3 protein-coding genes and 1 pseudogene are annotated in these 21,127 nt (G+C 71.7%); 2 read left to right on the forward strand and 2 right to left on the reverse strand.

Annotation, left to right across the window (positions count from 1 at the left end):
- Nucleotides 1-14 precede the first annotated feature (14 nt).
- Together ACWCXX_RS23230 and ACWCXX_RS23235 are read left to right on the forward strand one after the other, a co-directional pair.
- Entirely contained in the window at nt 15-17,885 is a 17,871-nt protein-coding gene (locus ACWCXX_RS23230; protein ID WP_451130140.1) for a glycosyltransferase, read from the forward strand.
- 154 nt (nt 17,886-18,039) lie between these two features.
- A complete protein-coding gene (locus tag ACWCXX_RS23235) occupies nt 18,040-19,632 on the forward strand; it encodes a hypothetical protein (protein WP_451130142.1) in 1,593 nt (530 codons plus the stop codon).
- 181 nt (nt 19,633-19,813) lie between these two features.
- Here the strand turns inward: ACWCXX_RS23235 and ACWCXX_RS23240 are convergent.
- Both ACWCXX_RS23240 and ACWCXX_RS23245 read right to left on the reverse strand, forming a co-directional pair.
- Nucleotides 19,814-20,008, reverse strand: a pseudogene (locus tag ACWCXX_RS23240) (aminoglycoside phosphotransferase family protein); the annotation flags it as partial.
- Entirely contained in the window at nt 20,008-21,090 is a 1,083-nt protein-coding gene (locus ACWCXX_RS23245) for a HEAT repeat domain-containing protein (RefSeq protein ID WP_451130144.1), read from the reverse strand. The pseudogene ACWCXX_RS23240 and the gene ACWCXX_RS23245, both read right to left, overlap by 1 nt.
- Nucleotides 21,091-21,127 lie beyond the last annotated feature (37 nt).

Here is a 21,127-nt window from a genome sequence, read left to right on the forward strand (position 1 = left end):
GCGGCACCACGACGATGGCGATCGAGGTTTCCGAGGGGTGGGCGACCCTCCTCAAGACCCTGACAGGCATGCCCTTCCCGCAGGCGAACGAGGACATGCTGCGGGTGGTCAGCGACGAGTACCGTCAGATGGCGGAGAAGTTCCGCGAGGTCGAGGATCTTCTCCGCCAGGTCGTCAGCCGCGTGGACGAGGACTTCGAGGGCGAGACGGCGACCCGGTTCGTGACGTACGCCCGTCAGTTCGTCCAGACCACGAACGGCAACCAGAGCATCCTCGAACGGGCCTACGAGGACGCCCTCAAGCTGTCGAAGAACGCCAAGAAGACCGCCGCCGACATCGAGTACACCAAGTGGTCGATCTTCGGTCAACTGGCCCTGCTCGTCGCCCAGATAGCCCTGGCGCAGGCCCTGATGCCGGTGACGGGCGGGCTGTCCGAGATCTGGGCCGCCGCCGCGATCGGCGCGTTCCGCCAGATGGCGGTGCTGATCCTGAAGTTCCTGGTGGCCCAGATCATCATGCAGACCATCACCGGCATCGTCGGCGGTCTGCTGCTCGACTCCATTCTCCAGCTCACCCAGATCGTCCGCGGCGACCGTACCGAGTGGAACAAGGACTTCACCGGGAACGCGGCGAAGGTCGGCGCCATCGGCGGTGTGCTGGGCGGTCCGTTCGCGCTGCTCGGCGGCGCGTTCGGCAAGCTGCTCGGCAACCTGACCGGCAAGGGGCTCGGCAAGATCCTCGGCAACGACGCCGGGAACGTACTGGCCAAGGGGCTGGGCGGGGGCGGCAAGGGCATCGCGGGCGGCGCCGGGGGCAAGGGCGCCGCGGGTGGTCTGGGCAAGGGCGCGGCAGGGGGGCTCGGCAAGGGCGCCGGTGGCGCGGGTGCGGGGGCCGCGGGCGGTGGCGCGGGCAGGGGCGCGGGGGCGGCCGGCGGTGGTGCGGGCCGGGGTGCGGGGGCTGCGGGAGGCGGCGCCGGGAAGGGCGCGGCCGGTGCCGGGAGCGGCGCCGGGAAGGGGGCGGGCGCTGCGGGGTCGGGGGTCGGCAAGGGTGCCGCCGGTGCGGGTGAGGGTGCGGTCGGCGCGGGTGGCAGGGCCGGAGCCGGAGCCGCGGGCCAGGCGATCTCCGAGGAGTCCGCCCGCAAGCTCGGCGAGCGCCTGGGCAACGTCCTCGGCCGGACCAGCGAGTCCCTCAACCACGTGGGCGCGGACGGCGCCAGGGGAGCGGCGGCGGGCGCGGTCGGCAGGGAGGTCGTCAAGGACTTCGCGAACGCGTTCGAGAAGAACCTCGGTGGTTCCCTCGGCAACGAGACCGCCCGGAACCTGGGCCGCGACTACGGTGAGGCCCTGGTCAAGAACTGGGGCGGCAAGTCCGACTGGCAGGGGCTGACCCGCTCGCTGGACGACGCGCTCATGCCCTATGTGAAGGACCTGGGCGAGAACGGCGTCCGGACCCTCTCGCACGATCTGCCCGGCTCCTTCGTCCAGACCATCACCAAGAACATCGAGGGGAACCTGGGCTACCGGATCGGCAATCTCGTCGGCGGGCTCGCGGGCGATACGGCGCACGCCGTGGTCACCGAGGGCATGTACAACCTGATCTTCGGCCCCGACCACAAGTTCACGGTCAGTGGCTGGACGGCCGCCGCCGGGGCCGCGGGCGGTCTCATGGGCCGGGGCCTCGGCCATGCCTTCCAGACGCTGCACCAGACGATGCAGGGCCCGGGGCCCACTCCGCCGCCGCGGCCCCCGGTCTTCTCGTCCGACGCGTCGCCCGCGCCGGCCGCCACGCCCCGGCCGAGCACCGAGTCGGGCACCACGGTGCGCGACGGCTCCGGTCCGAGGCCCGACACCGACGGCCGGCCCGCGACGAAGCCGTCCACGGAATCCGGGTCGGACACCCACTCCCTGCGGGACGGAGACTCCTTCCGGGACGGCGACTCCCTCCGGGACGGCGACGGCAACGCCTCGGACGGGGAGAGCCTGTACTACCTGGACACGGACGACTCCTCGGACGGCGGGACGCTGTTCTCGCGCGACGACGACGGCGAGGTCGTGCCGTACCACCCGTCCGACGCGTCCGTCCCCTCGTTCGCCACCAGTTCGGACGGCGGGACTTCCCCGCTCGGGTCCGACCAGCGGCACCCGACCGGTGACACCTCGACCACGACGCCGCCCACGGACAACACCGGCAACGGAAACACCAACGGCAACAGCAACACCACCGGCCCTCTCGCGCCCCCGGACACCTCCGGCCCGACGGTGCCGCCCCTCGTCTCCGAGACGCCCGTTCCGCCGAACGCGGTGCCGGAGGTGGATCTGCTGCTGAACGGCCTTCCGGACGACTCCCCGGCGATTCTCTCCCCGGACCCGGTCACGGACGTGAACAAGCTCCTGGCGGACCTGCCGGAGATCCCCGACTCCCCGTTGTCCGGGAACCTGCCGGACACGGACACGTTCCTGGCGGACCTGCCGGACGTACCCGACACCCCCCTGCCCGGAAACGTCCCGCCGGACATGGCCAAGCTCATGGCGGACCTGCCCGACGTGCCGCGGCACGATCCGTCCGGTGACGACCCCGTGGGGCCGTCCACCGTCCGCTCCGACGACTCCGGGGCGGGGCGCCGGAGCGGAGGCGACCTCGAACAGCTCCAGGAGCGGCTGAACCGGCTGAAGAACCGGCAGGACACTCCGGACGCGGACCCGGACGCCGGACTGGAGGCACGGTTCGCGCGGCTGACGGAAGGGGACGGGGCGGGTGGGCCGGGCCGGCCCGCACGTGTCGACATGCTCCGTGAGCAGTACCGCCTCGCCCTTCGGGACGAGGCCGCCGACGGGCCGAAGGGCGACGGGACGACGGACTTCGACGGCGGCATCGTCCCGGACAACAGCAGGCTCGCCCCGAACAACGGCGCGGGCGGCAGCACACCGCCACGCGGCTCCGTGCCCACCGTGTCCACGTCCACGGGCGCCCACTCCTCCTCCGGGGGGCGGCCGACGTCCGACGGCTCCACCTCCCCGGCCGGGGACGAGCTGGTGTTCCCGGACGTCCCCCAGAACGACCCCGGCACCCTGCCCGGCCCGGAGAACGTCCCGGACCTCGTGTTCCCGGACGTTCCCCGTACCGACCCCGGCACCGGCCCCGAGGGCGGAAACCGGCAGGGCGCGGACCAGTTGGAGAACGACGGTGGCGGGGACACGAACAGAAACGGTGCCGACGACCTGTCGGGGCCGATGCGCACCGAGACCCCGGACGACCAACTGCCCTTCCCCGAAGGCTTCGACGCCGGTCACGAAACCGGTGTCGACGCCCTGATCGCCCGTCTCGAAGAACTGGGCGGTGCCCCCGACGACCCGGCGATCCGGCTGAGCGAACAGCTGCCGACCGTTCCCGACACCGTTCCGGCCGCCGAGCAGCGCAGGCTGAACAGGGAGGTGCAGCACCGGCTCGACTCCCTGCTGACCGATGCCCGCCGGGTGGGCATCGACAAGGACGTACGGCAGGGGCTGGGCGAGGACATCCGGGCCGACCTCCGGGCGGGCAGGCACTCCGACGCGGCCAACAGGCTGCGGAAACTCGACGACCTCGTCGCCGTGCACGGCCTCGACAGGCGCCTGCGGCAGTTCCGCGCCCATGTGGACGGCGGGTACGAGGCGCGGGCCGCGCAGTTGGGCATGCGCCGGACGGAGTGGCTGCGGCACGCCCTCGACATCGAGCAGTCGGCCCTCACCAACGATCCTCGGCGGACGACCCGGCTGCTGGACGAGTTCGAGAACCGCCTCGGCACCCTCAGGACGGAGCTGGAGACCCTCGGCGACCGCTCCCCCGACGCGCTCCGGCAACGGCTGGACGACGCCGTACGGGCCGAGGCCGAGTCGGCGGGCATGGACCGCAAGCGCATCCGGGAGTGGGAGGAGCGGCGCTCGCAGGCACAGACCCCCGAGGAGCTCCACAAGGTGCAGTCCGAGTACCGGGCGGAGCTGGAGACGTCGCGACGGCTCTCGGTCCTGCGGGACCTGGGCGCCTCCGAGGCCGAACTGACCTCCTGGAAGCGGCGGTTCGAGGGTCCGGATCGGGGCGGCGACCTCGACGCGCAGTACGAGCGTCGCCTGGCCGCTCTCGAAACGGAAGCCGAACTCGCCGGATTCCAGGAACGGTTGGACGCCCTGCGCGAGGGCGACGATGCACCGGGACGTGTCGGGTCCGAGGACACCCACGCGGAGAACGACCGTACGGAGAACAACCGCAACGACCGCGCCGAGAACGACCGTACGGAGAACGACCGGCTGCTGGAGGAGCGGCTCGACCGGCTGGGCGAGGGATCGGACGCCGCCGGGCTGTCGCGCGAGGAGCGGCAGCAGTGGGAGAACCGGCACGCGGAGGCCGAGGACGCAGCCGCGAAGGAGGCGGTCGAGCGGGCCCAGCTCGACCGGATGGAGGCCCTGGAGCGCGAACGTCGATCGAAGGTCCTGGCCGACGGCGGGCCCACGGGCGCGGAGCGCACCCCCGAGCAGCAGGCCGCGTGGCAGGCTCGGCTGGACGAGGCGGCGGGCGACCCCCGCGCCGTCGACCGCGTCCTCGACGACTACGACGCCGAGACGGCGAAGCTGCGGCACGAGGGCCGGGAGAACCTGGAACGCGAGCTCCGCACCCCGGACCGGCTGCGGAACCTCGACCAGCGCATCGACCGCTCGCTCGACAAGTTGCCCGAAGCGGTGCGCGAACAGGCGGCCCGTGACGCCCGCACGCTCGTGGAGCGCCTGCGGGACCTGAAGACGCCCGACTCCCCCGATTCGTCCGGCCGCTCCCCCTTCGACTCGGACGACGCGCCCGGCACGCCCCGGGTGGCCGGCTCCGCGCCGGAGAACAGCGCGCACGTCCGGGACACGGACCTGACGGACGGGTCGGGCTCGGGAAACACCGGAGCCACGGGAACCGTTCGACCCCCGGCCGTTCGGACGGAGACCGACACCACGAGCGGCCTGTCGGGAGAGCCCCGACGGCGTGCCGGTGCGAACGGGGACGAGCAACGTCCGACGAAGCCGGGCGAGCAGCTGATGGAGCCCCTGCGCCGGAGGAACGACACACGGGAGTCCGCGGGGACGGACAAGGACGGCACCCTCCTGCGGGACCGGGACGACCTGCCGTCGCCGAACTCCCGGCGCGTACGCACGCAGTCCGGGGACGACGCGGAGTCCGAGACCAACGTACGGTCCGAGAACGACGTACTGTCCGAGAACGACCGGAAGCAGGACACCCGGTCCGACGCCGACACCGACCGGAAGCAGGACACCCGGTCCGAGCCCGACCAGGAGCGGGACGTACAGTCCGAGCCCGACCGGGACCGGGACACCCGGTCCGACGCCTCGTCCGAGAAGACCGACGACTCCGATTCCCTCTCCGGTGGCTCCCACCGATCGCGGGGACGGGACGAGGAACCGCCCGGTGGCCCCGGCGGCGACCGCACGCCGGGCACGAACGAGCGGGACCGTGCGACGCCGCCGCAGACGGCTCGCGACAAGGCGCTCGGCGCGCTCTCCGCGGACGAGTACGAGCAGCGGATGTACCGGGCCCGCCGCGACCGGCCGGACCTGGTGACCGAGGAGCAGCTCCGCGACGAGGTGTTCCGCCGGATGGAGAATCCGGGCGAACCGGTGGTGAAGGCGACCTTCGCCGATCCGCTGCTGGAGGCCGACGTGCCGCCGCTCCCCCAGCAGCGGGGCGGGGAGTTCGTCACGTTCGACGACAACGCCATGCTGCCCAAGTCGCTGCGCGGTCACGGCCACGGACGGATCACCGTCAGGGGCTCCGACGGGCTGGTCGACTCCATCGGGGAGAACCTGCGCCTGCGGCCCGACGGACTCGACGAGTTGAAGCTCGTACTCACCCAGAGCCCGCACACGCTGCTGAGCCCCCGGACGTTCGTCCTGCCGACCATGGACGGCGGCCACCGGGAGGTCTCCATCTCGATGGAGAGCTACGGGAACTGGCGCCGCCATGCCGAGCCGTCACCGTTGGCCGTGCCGCCCACGTCCACCGCCACCCGGGCGAGGACCCCCGACACGGAAACCACCACAGAGACCACCACCACAGAGACCACCGACACGGAGTCCACCGGGACGAAGGCCGCCGACGCCCCCGTCAAGGTCGAGACGGAACTCCGCACCCGCCCCGGGGCGACGGAGACCAAGACCCTCGGCACGTCCCGCGCGCTCGGCCTGGCGATCCCCTTGGCGGCAGCACCGGCCGCTGTGGGGGCGTTCGGGTCGCTCGGCATCAACGTCCGGCGCACGGAGGCGAGTTACACCTACAGCCAGGAGCACCGCGCTCAGAGCAGCGTCACCGCGGTCGGCAAGGACGGCAGCCATCTGCATGTGAGCGATCTGCACATCGTCGTCGAGTCGTCGCGCGTCTGGGACAAGAAGGGCCGCGAACTGCCCGCGGGGCAACAGCCCGCCACCACCGCCGCACCGAGGCGCTACCGGCTGCGGGACGGGGTCGCCTGGCGGGTTCCGGACAGCGTCACGGACCCGGCGATCCCGGACCGGCTGCCCACCGCGCTCACCTTCGCGCCCGGCGCCCGGCCCCGGTTGCTCGCGCCGCTGAGCGTCGTCACGGAGACCAGGCTGCTGGACTGGGCGCTCAGGAATTTCCCCGAGGCGACTCCCGGCTCCTTCCTCCGCCACCAACTGGCCGACCTGGTCGGCGAAGAGAGCCTGCGCACCATGATCGCGCAGAGCTCCGGCGAAACGGTGGTCAGCACCCCGCTCTTCGCCGATCTCAAGAGCCGGTCGCTGGGCTCCTTCGAACTGCGCCTGACCCCGGTCGACGGCACACTGCGCCAGGCGTCCGACAGGACCGAGGTCAAGAAGGCCGACGCGCAGCGCACCACCGCGACCACGGAGAAGCGCAACACCCAGGGCGCCGGTCTCACCCTCTCCGTCGGTCCGCAGTTCTCCCCGCTCCAGCCCGTGACGGCCCTGGGCGTCCAGCTCTCGGGAACGGTCGGGGCGTCGACCCAGCGCGCCGAAAGCAGCTACAGCGGCAACACCGCCGAGTCCGTCCGGACCCTCAACAGCCGCGGCCACTCGGGGCTCTACGACATCCGCTTCCGGGTCGAAGTGCGCAGGCAGGGCGGTACGTGGGAGTCGCCCCATCCGGCGGCGGCAACCGGACAGGAGGCGTTCTTGACGGCCGCCGTCCAGTTGCCGCGGGCCGACGCCCGCAGGCTGGCCGGCTGGGACGACGGCACCACCCCGGTGCCGGACGCCGAGGCACCCCCCGCCCCCGCCTACCTGTCGCAGTCGGATCCGGCGACGTTCGGGCTGCACGCGGTCCTGGATCTCTCGGCCACCGACCCGTCGGGGAACCTCCCACCGGTCTCCCTGGCGGACAGGCTGGCCGACCGCATCCAGGCGGGACTGCACCGCGCCTACCCCGGCCTGGTTCTGCCGCCCCGGACGAACGACCGGACCACCGAGAACGACCGGACCACCAGGAAAGACCCGGCCACCAAGAGCGACCGGGCGTACAACACCGCGGCGCGCAACACCCATCTGCTGCGCCAGGCCATCTCGCGTACGGTGCTCGAAGGTTCCCTCGACCGGCTGACGAGCACCGGGCTGCGGATCCAGTTGGAGCAGCTCGACAACACCCTGAAGCGATATGTCGTCGTCAACGTGCGGGCGCGGGCCACGAACCGCCGGTTCATGGGCACGCACCACGATCTGGGCCTGGCCAACAACCTCCTGTCGACCCGCCGGGCCGACAGCGCGACCACGCGCACCCACGGCCTGACCGGCGGCTTCGACCTGGGGCTGACCGGGATCAAGACCTACGAGGACACCACACGCGCGGGCTACGGCGGTACCGGGAGCGTGGGCTACCGGTACACCCGGCAGACCGCCTACGGCATGACGTACGGTCCGACGCTTACCCCGGACGGCGGCATCACCAGCTCCGGGGCGCAGCACCTGTGGGCGTACGACCTGTCGTTCACCGCCGACGCCACCAGTTTCTCCCGCCCGCGCCAGTTCGTGCGGACGGCGACCGGTGAGCTGCTCGGCACCCGGTGGTTCGTGAAGCAGGCGCCCGGCAGCGTCGACCTCCTGGACACCGGGCAGCGCACCGGTCAGGACAACACACCGACCGGACAGCGCACCGGTCAGGGCAACGCACCGGCCGCCCCGGCCTCGGTGACCGGGCACGTCACCCTCGCCGTACCCGCCTCGCTGTCCGTCGCCCCCGCGTCCGTCCCCACGCCTGCTCCCGTCCCCGCCTCCACCTCCGCGACGACCCCACCGGTCGCCCGCGCGGCCGGGTTCGTCCCGATGGCTCCGGCCATGGCCGAACTGCTCTCCTCCGGGAAGCCCGTCCCGGCGGAGGACTGGAGCGCCCACCCCCTCTTCGAGGGCCTGCACCAAGTACAGAGCGTCACCAAGCCCGAGATCGTGCTGGACCACCTCAAGGAACTGCTCGCCTCCGTCTCCAACGGCTCCTGGGTGTACAAGGCGGACGGAACGCCCGCCTCCGGCGCGTTGACCGAGGCGTTCGCCAGTGGCCGCAACGAGGCGGACTTCAGCGACGCGGCGCAGACCGGCAAGCACGTGAGCGACCTGTTCGGCAGAACGGCCGTCACCGACATCACCGCGTCGGTCAGCGCCTGGCCCTCGGTGCGGCGGCCCCGGGTGCTCACCGTGGTCGACTCCACCGACCTCGCGCTCTCCGCCATCGGCTCGGGCACCAGCGGCGGGGGGCACTCGGTCGCCCACGTCCGGAGCCACAACGTCTCGTTCCTGTTCGCCTTCCGGGCCAAGCACACCGACACGCTCAAGACCGCCGGCACCTACGGGATCGCCGCGTCCCCGTACCAGCGCACGAACACCACGACCACGGCCCAGACCTTCTCGGCGAACCCGGCGCACACGGTCCAGTACACCGGTCCGATGGCCCTGGTCTCCGCCGACGTGGCCTGGCACCTCGCGGCCCGCTCGCAGCCGTCCGGCCTGCTCCAGGGACCCATGAACCTGGTGCGCGGGCGCCGCCCCGAGGGCCGGATCGTGGAGATCCCCGACGGCCTGCTCGTGTGGGTGCCGCTCGCCGAGGCCAGGAAGGCCGGACTCTTCGAGGACGGCCTCACCACCCCGCCTCCCCAGCAGCTCTACACGGCCGTCGCCTCGGCCGGTCACGCCACGCTCACCGTCGGCCGCATCGACCTGGCCTCGGCGATCGGCCGGTTCACGGACCTGCTGCGGACGACCCTGCCCGCACACAAGGACTGGCTCGGCCCCAAGGACCTCCTGGAGGACCAACTCGGCAACATGGCACGGCAGATGGCCTCCCTTTCGCCGTCCGGTGTGCGCGCCCTGCAGACGAACATGGAGAACGGCGGCACGTCCCTGCGCCTGGTGCGGAACAGGCTCGGACCGTCCAGGAACGCCAGGCTCACCGTGACCCTGGAACGGGTCGGCTCCACCCGGGGCGGGCTGCGTCACGACGTGAAGCCCACGATCACCCGGCCCACGTCCACGGCGGAGACCGTCACGAAGAAGCTGGCGCGCGGGATCGAGGGCGGCTACCGGCTGGCCGAGACGCCCACCGTCGACAACCCCGTCGTCCGCAACAGCGGCTCCACCCTCGACGACAAGGGCGGCTCAGCCCGTTCCTCCGCCCTCGCGCACGCCGTCACGGACGCGGTCAGCGCCCAGGTGGCCTTCGAGGGACCGGTGGTGAGCGGCAGGACGACGTTCCGGGCCACCTTCACCCTGGAGCTGCCCGGCAAGCCGCCGGTGAGCGAGACGTACGACGTCGGCGACGCCGAGGTGGTCCTGCCGCTGAGCCTGGCCCGCCCGCAGGAGACCGCGGCGCCCGCCACTCGTCCGGTGACGGCCCCCGTGCAGCGCCCCGCACGCCCCAGGCTGCTCCCCCGCACGACGGGCGGGGCAGTGCCCCTCCAGGAGACGTACACGGCGGGCAAGAAGCTGTTCGCCGCCGGACCGGAGAGCGTCGTCGTCACCACCGTCGGCGGTATCACCACGCTCCGGGAGGCCGGGGCATACGCCGTGGACCGCGCCGTCTCCGGGGCCCGCCCCACGACGGACACCGCCATGGCGATACCGGGAAGCGACGAGAACCCGTACGTGGGGAAGTCCAAGCTGACCCGGCCCGGCACCGCCGCGGGCGAGGTGCTCAACAACGGCATCAGCTCCGACGTGCTGAGCGCCTATTTCCCGCAGCTGCTCCAGGACTCCCTGACCGTCACCCTGCACGACACCACGTCGGACGTCGGCGGCACCGACGTGGACCTGAAGCTCTCCGCGGACATCGACCTGTCCGGGGCCCGGCTGCTGGCGGTGGACCCGGGAGCGGGTCTCGGCGGCAGCCGGCGGACCATGGACAACGACACCTACACCGGGGAGACCACCGAATCGCACGCCCCGGCGATGACCGTGGGGCCGGGCTTCCAGACGCAGCCCCCGGTCCAGGCCACCGGAACCGTGCCCGGCTGGACGGACTCCGACGCGACGAGCGGCGCCGCGGACCGCCGGACCTCCGCGCTGAGCACGCTCAAGCCCTTCGCGGGCGGCGCCGTGCTGATCCAGGCCCCGCTCCGCGTACGGCAGACGGCGACGGCCTCGCACCGCATCGCGGACCTGCCGGTCGTCTCGACGGTGCTCTCGGCCGTGCCGTACGCCGGTCCCGCGTCCCGGCACCCGGTCACCGTCGAGCACACGGTGCGGGACGGGGTGACCATGTGGGTCTCGTTCGACGTCGCCCGGGAACACGGCCTGCTGCCGGCCGAGGTCGAGGCCGCCGCGGCGGTCGTGAAGGAGCAGACCAAGAAGTACACCGCGGCCGCCACGCTGGTGGAGACCGCCGAGCGCCGGCTGCGCGCGCTCGACAACGAGGTGGCCGCCCTCCACGAGGAGGTCCGGCGGCTCTCGGCGACGGGGGCTCCCACCGGGACGGAGGCCGCCGCCGAAACGGAGGCCGCCGTGGCCGCGGCGGAACAGCGGCTCGCCACGGCCCTCGTCCGGCACGCCGAAGCACACCAGGACCTGGCCAACCACCGTCGCGACCTCGACGCCGCCGAGCGGCGCCTCGCCGGTGCGTCCGGGGCCGCCTGGCAGGCCGTCGACCACTACACCATCAGCGGGACCCGCCCCACCGGCACACCACCGGTCCCGTGGAGCGAGGACACCGAGACCGCCCCGGCCGCCGAGCAGCCGCCGGTCGCGGTCCCCGGCTACCCGGCCCCCGCCGAGGCCCTCGACGCCATCACCGCCCTCGCCGCCCGTACGGACCACCGGTCCACCGACCTCGTCGAACTGCCGGGCCTCACCGAACTGCCCGGCCTCGTCGCACGGGACGACGTCCTCGCCCGGACGGCGGACTGGCTCGACGGCACCCGGCCCCTGTCGGAGACCGCCCTCGTGCGCAGGGAGCAGATCAAGGCGGCGGGCGCGGCGCAGCGCCTGCGGGCGGCGGACGCCGCATACCGGTCGGCGCTGGAAACGGTCCTGGCCGCCCGGCACGCCGTCGAGGCGGCCGAGGCCCAGGAGCGGCGGGCCGGGAAGTCGCGGACGGGCGAGCAGGCCCGCGAACGGCTCGACCGGGCGCGGGCCGCGCGACGGACGGCGCAGTCGGCGTACGACCGGGCGATCGAGCAGTTGCCCGCCGCCCACCGCGAACTCGCCCTGGTCCGGGCGAACTTCGATACGGCGACGGCGTCCGCCCTCCGTGCCGTCGGGCCGCGCGCCCAGGGTCAGGACTTCACCCCCTGGCAGCCCGCGCCCGAGCCCGAGGGCCATGTCCGCCCGGCCGATGTGCGGTCCCTCCCGGAGCCGTACACCGTCCACCGCGAGGACGAGACGGGCCGGACCGTCGGACTGAAGGCCCCGGACGGCCAGGTGCTCGAACTCGTGGAGCCGCCGCACGGCGAATCCCCGCTCCTCGACATCGGTACGAGCTTCCACCGCTCCCTCCTCGGCTCGGTCGAGCGGACCCGCCCCGGGCTGCTCGCCGAACTGGGGCTGCGCGCACCGGCCGGAAGCCTTCCCGGGGCCGACGTCGCGCTGTTGAAGCAGCGGCTCGCCGAGCGGCTGACGGCGGACCGCGACGAACTCGCGGCGTTCCTCGCGATCGACCCCCAGGAGCGTTTCACCGCACAGGAGTTGGCCGACGCCGGTGTCGTGCTCAGTGCCCCGGAAATCGTCGAGCACACCGACGCGCGCGGCCGTCTCCCGCAGGCCGTGGCCGCCCGGCTGACCCCGGACCAACGGCTGGCCCTGACACGCACGGCACTGCTGCGCCCGGCCGGCGAACAGATCGGCGACCGCAAGGACGCCGGCTGGAACCACGGCGCCGGAGACCTTACGGCGCTGCTCGCGGCGCGGGTGCTGGGGGTTCCCGTGACCGTGGTGCGGGCGGACCTGAACCATCAGACCTTCGATGCCGCGGAACCGCTCACGGAGGGGAACCAGCGGCTGCAGGGCGTGGTGCTGCACCTCGCGGACGACCTGTACCGGGCCGCCGTGGCCCCCGGGGTGGACGACGCGTTGCTCAACGCCGACTCCGGTTCTTCGGCCCAGGACACCGGGGCGGCACCGTCCGAGATCACCGAGGTCGCCGAAATCACGCCGGTCCAGACCGTGACGGCTCCCGCTCCCCCGACCCACCTCCTGGGCACCGGCAGCGGACCGCTCACCGCCGTTCCCAAGGAGATCAATTTCATCTGGATGGGCGGCCCGCTGAAGGAAACGGCCCGCACCAATATTCAGAACTGGGTACAAAAGGCGCGGGAAGCCGAGTGGAAGATTTCGATCTGGACGAACAGCACGGGAGGCAGTAGCAACGAGGAATTCCTGAAGAGCCTCGTCGCCTCCGACCCCGACACCGTCCGGCACAGGTCGACCAAGGAGCTGTTCGCCCAGGAAAAGGGACCCGCCCAGGAAAAGATCCCGCCCCACGCAACCGCCCTGTACCGAGCCGCGAAGGAGCTGGACAGCTTCGCGATGGCGTCCGACGTCGCCCGGTACGCGCTCCTCCACAAGCACGGCGGGGTCTACCTCGATGTGGACCTGGGACCGGGAACCGTGGTGCTGCCCCCCGAGGGCCTGTTGCTGCCGAAGGGCGACGACACCCTGCCGATGTTCGGCCCGCTGCTGCGGGACTCGGCCAGCGTCCGCAAAACCCTCGGTCTCGACGGGGACGCCCCGATAGAGGGCCGTGTCCAGGACGCCGCCGTCGCGGCGTACGAGAGGGGGGAATTCGGCAATCAGTTCATGGTCGCCCACCCCAAGAGTTCCTTCATGAGGCGGGTCCTGCACGCCCTGCCGGACCCCAAGAACAAGGACCCGTACACCAGGGGCACGCTGCACAAGGCCATGAAGGAGAAGAACGTCGCCGAGAAAACCGGCCCGCTCTTCATCTGGAAACAGCTGGTGGCACACACCAAACCCCTTCGGAATGCCGTCGGCTCGGCGGGCTCCTTCGCCCCGGCGCGTCCCCAATTCCGTGTCCGGTTGTCCGACTGGGAGGACTGGACCGGTCTGGAGTGGGTGACGGCCGAGAGCGAGAACCAGGAGGCTCCCCGGACGGAGTCCGTGCCGTCCGGGCGGGGAACCCTGATCCGGCGCATGAGCACCGCCCTCGGGAACCTCACCCTGCGGACCGGCAGCACGCGGTCGCGGCCCTCGATCCTGTCGAACGACGAGATGTGGCCGGCCGGCCTCGACCTGTCGTCGGAGCCTCCCGGGCGGGCCACGAAGTCCCTGGGCGAACTCGTCGGCAGCGACGGCCGGAAGGTCTCGTACGAACAGGTCTACGAGAACCTCCGGACGATCCGCGACGCCTCCGGGGCCGTCGTCGGATACGCGTCGCACAACGACGCGGACTGGGGTCCGCGCGCGGACTTCTACGCCAAGTACCGTGCGGACGAACTGTCCTACAAGTCCTATCGGAAGAGGGACGACGGAAAGTTCGTCCCTCTCGCCGACGAACTCTCCTCGCCTCCCGAGGTCCCCTGGCACACCGACGCGAGCGCACCCCCCGGCCAGAAGGCACCGAAGCCGCTCTTCTTCGACGCGCACGGCTCCCGCAGCGGCGTCAAGCTCCACATCCGCGGCGAACTTCCGCTGGAGGTCGACGGGGCCCAGTTCGCGCACTTCATGGAGACGTTGCGGGACCCGGAACAGCCCCCGGCGCCGGTCGTGCTGGTCGCCTGCAACACCGCGAGCCCCCGGTCGACGGACGGCGGAAGTTTCCTCACGGACGCGGCACAGGCCATGCCCGGACGCCGCTGGTACGCGCCCGATGTCGCGGTCGGCCATGTGGCCTCGAAGAGCGGGGCGGAGGGGAGTGGCGACACCGGAGTGTTCGCGCTGCTCTCGGTCCCGGACACCCGGTACCGGGGCCGGTGGATGGCCGCCGGCGAGCACACCCCGGACGCCCCGGACGCTCTGGACGCTCTGGACACGCCGAAGGCTCCGGACGCCCCGAACGTCTCCGGCTCATGGCACGACACCGACGCGCTGTTGCTCAACTCCCCGTCCGGGGAACAGTCGTCCGCCGCACCCAGCGGGCTGCTCCTGGGGGGCGGTGCCGGGGAGCAGCAGCCGATTCCCAAGAACCTGCACTTCATCTGGCTGGGCGGCGAGATGACCCAGGCCGCCCGTACGAACCTCCGGAACTGGGCGACCAAGGCCGCTGAAGCGGGCTGGGAGATGAAGCTCTGGACCGACGAGGGCGGCGAGCAGAACAACCGCGCGTTCCTGGAAGAACTCGCACAGCGCGGACAGGTCAAGAACCTTTCCGTCTCCTCGCTCTTCGACAAGAGCTGGCACGACCTCTCCCTCAAGGACCCGTTGGCGAAGGCCAGGAATCTCTACAAGAAGGGCCAGAAGTACAGAAGTTACGCAATGGCTTCGGACGTCGCCCGGTACACGATCCTCCGTGAGCAGGGCGGTGTGTACATGGACGTGGACCTGGCGCCCGGCCGGCTCGACCTGCCGCAGGACGGCGTACGGATGCCGAACGGCGACGTTCTGCCCATGCTCGGGCCCCGGCTCCGGGACGAGAGCAGCGTACGCGGCTGGCTCAACCGCAACGCGAGCACGACGCGGTCCACGACCGCGCCACAGTCCTCGACCACGGAACAGCTCTCGATCGAGGAGCAGGCCCCGGTCCCGGACCCGACGCTGACCCCGGAGAACATCCGCAATGCCGCCGTGGACTGCTACGAGCGCGGCGAGTACGGCAACCAATTCATCGCCGCCCACCCGCAGAACCCCTTCCTGAACTACCTGCTGGACAACCTCGTGGGCAAGAAGGGGCTCACGGACGACCAGTGGCAGGCGAAGAAGGGGGAGATGAAGAAGCGGGACGTCGCCAGCATCACGGGCCCGTTGTTCATCGACACGATGATGAACAACTACAACAGGGAGTGGATGCGGAAGAACCCGTCCCAGCAGGCGAGCACGCTGAGGGGAACGGCCAGGTTCAGGCCCACGGAGGCTGCCCGGGACACCTGGATCGACCTGGCCTGGGTGACCGACGAGAGCGCGAACCAGGAGACCGCGTCCCTGACCGGCCCGGACGAGCCGGTCACGCCGTCCGTCGAACGCTCCGGCACGCTGCGGGAGAGGCTGGGCAGGTTCGCCGGCACGCTGCGGAGGAATCCCACCGGCCACGGCAGCAGCGCCTCCTTCTCCGGAACGCAGAAGTTCTTCTCCAACGACCGGACGACGTCGTCCCTCACCGGGGACGACCTCCCCGCGCCGCCCTCGCCGCTCTCCTGGCCCTCGGACGGACCGCTGCCGCCGTGGACGTCCGGCAACGCGACGCCGGACGCCGTGCTCACGGGCAAGGACGGGCGCCGGATCTCCTACGGCCGCGTCTACGAGGGCCTCCGGGTGATCCGTGGCGCCGACGGCCGGACCCTGGGGTACGCGTCGCACAACCCGCAGGACTGGGGCCCCCGCAAGGACTTCTACGCCACGTACCACCCGGACGAGACGGTGTTCACGCACCACCGGGCCATGGACGACGAGACGTACGTCCTCGACACCGACGGAGGCTCCGCGACCGGCAAGGTCCCCTGGCGGGCCGACGCGCAGGCCCGGGGGGCGAAGAAGCCGGTCAGCCCGTTGTTCTTCGACGCGCACGGCTCCGAGGACGGCATCGAACTCCATGTGGCGGGCGACAAGCCGTTGGTGGTCGACGGCGACCAGTTCGCACGCTTCATGGAGACGTTGCGCGACCCGGCACAGCCCCCGGCCCCGGTCGTGCTGGTCGCGTGCGAAACCGGAAAGCCCCGGCAGACCGACGGCCGCAGCCTCGTGATGGACGCGGCACACGCCGTACCGGGACGCCTCTGGTACGCGCCCGACGTCGCGGTCGGTCACGCGAAACCGGCGACCGGGTCCGCAGGTGCCTCGGGCGTGCTGGGCCTTCTCGCGGACCCGACCACCCGACGCCGCGGCCGGTGGTTCACGGCCGGCGAGGACATCGAGAACGTCGACGACAACTCCGCGGTGACACCCGCCCCGGACCAGGAGAACCAGAAGAGCCAGCCGTCCGCGTCCACATCCGCGTCCGCGTACTCGGACATGATCTTCGAAGCCCTCAACTTCGTTCCCCCGAGCAGCACACAGGACGGTGCGGAGCAGGTGACTTCTCCCGAGCCGGTGACAAACGCCCCGGAGACCGAGCAGGCCGATCAGCAGACCCACCAGCAGACTGACCGGCAGGCCGCGCAGGCCGAGCCCGTATCGATGACGCCGGGCCCCGACAACACCGCGCAGCAGCAACCGGAGTCGACGCTGGACATCGCCTTCACGAACAACGACGGCACCGAACAGGTCCTGCGTCCCGACGACAAGGAGAAGGTGCAGGCGTACCTCTTCACCGCGATCGAACGGCACGACAAGGACGCCGTGGATCTGCTCTTCAGCCGTCTGGAGAACCAGCACCCCCAGCCGGGCTACCTGGAGGATCTGCGCACACTGGTCGCGATGCTCCCCGCCATCCCGGCTCCGCCCGAGATCCCGCGCGAGCTCCACTTCATCTGGATCGGCGGGGACATCCCCGCGGCCGCGCTCACGAACATCTTCGACTGGACCCAGAAGGCCAACAGCGCCGGTTGGAAGACCAACCTGTGGACGGACGGGAACACGAAGCTGAGTTTCTCCAGCGGGGCGAGGATCCGGGTCACGGCGGGACTGATGCGCAGGACGATCGAGGATGCCGTCGACCCGCGCCTGTCGGCCACCTACTCGGTGGCGAGCAAGGGCAGGGCGTACCCGTTCGCCTCCGACCTCGCCCGGTACAGCATCCTCAAGATGCACGGTGGTGTGTACGCCGACGTGGACCTGGGGCCGGGGACGGTGGACCTCGGGCCGAACGTTCCCAAGCTCCGCGAGAACGACCTGCCCGTGTTCGGCCCACTCCTCCGGGACCAGAAGAGCCTGCGGAAGGCGCTGACCGAGATGGCGAGGGTGAACGGCACGGACGTCGCCCAGCTGACGCAGAAACCCTTCGACGACCAGATCCGCATCGCGGCGGCACATCTGCTGCGCACCGGCGGCTACGGCAATCACTTCATCGCCGCGCAGAAGGAATCCGTCTTCATCGACAAGCTGATCGAGAAGGTCTGCGAGAACATCGAGCAGCAAGAACTCTTCAAAGCCGACGACATGTTGATGTCCGGCCCCGTGGCCAGCGGCCCGTTCCCCCTCCTGCAGGTGCTGGACTCCCATCTGAGTACGGAGTTCGGGGTGCGGAACCTGCAACGGGACGAGTTCGGAACGTTCCAGCGTCAGGGGGACCATCTCCAGCGCACCATCGCGTGGTTGACCGCCGAGAGCGAGAACCAGGCCTACGAACACTGACGCAACGTCAGACACTGTGGCGGGACCGGGGGTGAAGCCCGCCGAAGAACGAGTGAAGGGATGAGAAGGACCAATGGCAGGGAGAGAGGGGCGATCGGTGGAGCGAGAGCGATCCGGTGAGGAGAGCGAGCCCGCTCGCGGTCGGGGAGAGGCCGTGGGCGCACCGTCCGAGTCGTCGTCCCGCACGTCGACGGAGAGCGGCACCGACACGACGGCCGGTGGCAAGGACAGCGGTGGAGCGCGGACGCCGACCGCTTCGAAGTCCGGCCCGGAGGAGCCCGGCGAGACCGGTGAGCCCGCTGCAAAGACCCCGGCAGTGGTGCACGCGGCCGGGGTCTCCATCGGCAGGAACACGTCCGAGCCCGAGCAGCAGCCGGACGGCGGCGGTGCGGCGGCGGCCCAGGAGGAGGCACCGCCGGCCCGGAAGGCCGCCCGGCTGAGCGCCGCCTCCGTGTCCGTGGGCGCACCCGCCGTCTCCACCTCGTCGGGGGCTGCGGAGAGCGACGCCGAGGCGGAGGCATCGACCACCCCGGAACCGGCACCTTCCTCCACTCCCCCGACCTCTTCGGCTCCCTCCGCTTCCTCCGGGGCGACCCCCGAATCGGCTCCCGAATCGGCTCCCGAGTCGACTCCCGACGGGTCGGCCGCCGCCGAGCGGGCCACCGCGACCGCCTCCACCACGACGGCCGTCGCCGCGACGGCGACCGCTTCCGCAGCGGCCTCGTCCAGTCCCCCCGCAGGGGGCTCGGCGGGGAAGGAGGACTCACCGGAACGTCCCGGCCGCATCTCGCGCCCGATGGTGGTCGCGGCCGCCTTCGCCGGCGCGCTGCTGCTGGCGGCCCCCTTCATCGTGGCGGGGGCCCAGCAGGACGAGCCCGACAAGAAGAGCAAGGAAGCCGCGGCGGCGTGGAAGGACGACGGCAGTTCCGGCGGCTACGTCCCGGGCACCGACCCCGACCGCCCCCAGGGCAAGGGACCGGCCGGGGCCAAGGACCGGGGAGACGCCTCGGCCCGGCGCGACAAGGGCCCGGCCGGGAACGTCCGGACGGACACGGGGGCCGGCGGAAAGCCCGTGGACGACACCACCGGCACGAAGTCCAAGGACACGAAGGACACCAAGTCCACCGGAGGCGGGACCGACCGGACCTCGAAGAGCGGCACCGGCAGCAGCACCTCCGGCAGCAAGGGCTCGGACACCTCCGCCAAGGCCCCCTCGACCGACACGGCGCCCAGGTCGACCCCCGCCGTGGTGTACAGCGGTGTGTCCGGACCCGAGTGCGACACCCAGCGCTTCCAGCAGTCCGGCTACTACACCGACGGCAAGGAGGGCTGGGCCACCCACTCCGGCGGGTACGGCGGCTCCGGCTGTGACGGGACGTACCTGTCCATGCCGATGTCCGGCAGTTCTTCCAAGGACTCGGGCGGCTCGGCGACCTGGCTGTTCGACCTGCCCTCCACCGCCAGGAAGTGCAGCGTCTCCGTCCACGTTCCGGGCAGTTCCAACATCGTGCAGGTGGGCGGCAACCCGAGCTACTACACCGTCTACGACCGCTTCCTGCCCCGGACCAACAACCTGGTCGGCTCCTTCACCGTCCGCCAGGCGGAACGCCGTGGCACCTGGTACAACGTGCCGGGCACCTTCGCCGTGGACGCCCAGAAGCTCTCCGTGCGGTTGCACGACCGGGGCGAGGACAACCACTACGAACACCACGCGATATCCGCGGTGAAGGTCACCTGCACCGGCTGACACAACACCCCCGGCCCGGTCCCGCACCCCGTGCGGGACCGGTGTCCGCGCCCGCGCGATCGCCGTACCCATCCGCGCGATCGCCGTGCCGGCCGACGGCCGGTCAGTCCGACAGGGCGGCTACGAACGTCTCGCGGTGGGCCGCAAGCCATCCCTGAATGCGGTCCCAGCGTTGCAGGCCACCGTCCGCGGTGAGCCCGACCGGGGTCGGCGCCGCGTCGAAACCGTGCTCTTCAAGGGCGAGGAGGTGGGCGTGCAGGGCGCGCGCGGTGCGCGGCGCCGGACGTTCCACCAGGGCACCGCGACGGAAGACCGCGCCCGCGTTCACCATGCCGCCGACCAGTGCTTCGCTGTCTGCCGCCTCGCCCTCGGCCATCACGTCCTCACGCTACTGCCAGGTGCGCCGTCCCGTGGGTTGCCCTGAGCCACGAGGTCGGCCACCACCAGCTCGGCCGCCCGCACCGGGTCCCCGCCGGCGCGGGTGAGCAGTGAGGCCACGTCGTAGCCTGCGTCGACCGTCTCCCGGTGGGTCACTTTCATCCAGTGCACCGACTCGTAGCGCGGTGAGCTGAGCGCCGCGCCGAGGTCGGAGCGCAGCCGCTCCAACTCCACGACGACCGTCCAGGCGTCGTCCTCCATCCGGGCCCGCCGCACCGGGTCGCAGGCCGCGATGGCCCGGTCGGTTTCGGGCGGGTCGGGCTCATGGGTGGCCAGAGCCGGCAGGAGTTCGGGGGCGCCCAGGATCGCCGCTGCGTCGAGGGTGAAGACGTGGGACCCGTCGTCGCAGTCCAGCAGGTGCGCGATCAGCGGGACGGCCCGTGGGTCGTGCCGTCTGGCCAGCCCTCGCGCACCCTCTTCCCGGACCTCGCCGCACTCATCGGTGGTGCACCTCCACAGCGCATCCCTGATGGCGGTCGTGTCCTGCTCCAGCTGGAATCCCAACGTGAAGGCCGCCCAGTTGCGGACCTCGGGGTCCTGGTCCCGGGTGAGCCGGATCAGCGCCCGGACATCGGGCCCGTCGGGCAGTCCGCTGTCGATGAAGGTGAATTCCGAGGCGACCTGACGCCGCAGGGCGGCGTCCTCGTGTCCGGAAAGCCTTACCAGCACGGGAACGGCGCGCGGGTCCTGCACCCGGCCCAGGCCGCAAACGAGGGACGACAGCACGCAGACCTCTGTCTCCACCTCGGCCAGCGCCATCAGGGCGGTTGCCGCCTCGCCACGCAGGGACTCATGCGCGTCGGCCGCGTTTCCCACCAGATCACAGCCCACCTTCCGCTCCAGGACGTCGGCCGACCGCAGCAACCCCGACCCGCAGCGCAACGCGGTCTCCCCGCTCTCCCCCTTCGCCGTCTCCCGGACCAACGCCCAGTAGGCGTGCCAGTCGTGGTCCGCCTCCGAGGCCTGCGCCACCCGCGCCGCAGTCATCAAACGCCCCGCCAACCCCGCCGCGTTGTCCATGTGCGCATTCTTGCCCGAAGGGCCTGGTGCCGGGCAC

It is taken from the genome of Streptomyces sp. NPDC001732 (assembly GCF_053596315.1).

What these genes read in the sequence shown, in the direction of transcription:
- ACWCXX_RS23230 (WP_451130140.1), top strand. Translation starts at nt 15, where the DNA reads ATGGCGATCGAGGTTTCCGAGGGGTGGGCGACCCTCCTCAAGACCCTG.
- ACWCXX_RS23245 (WP_451130144.1), bottom strand. Translation starts at nt 21,090, where the DNA reads ATGGACAACGCGGCGGGGTTGGCGGGGCGTTTGATGACTGCGGCGCGG.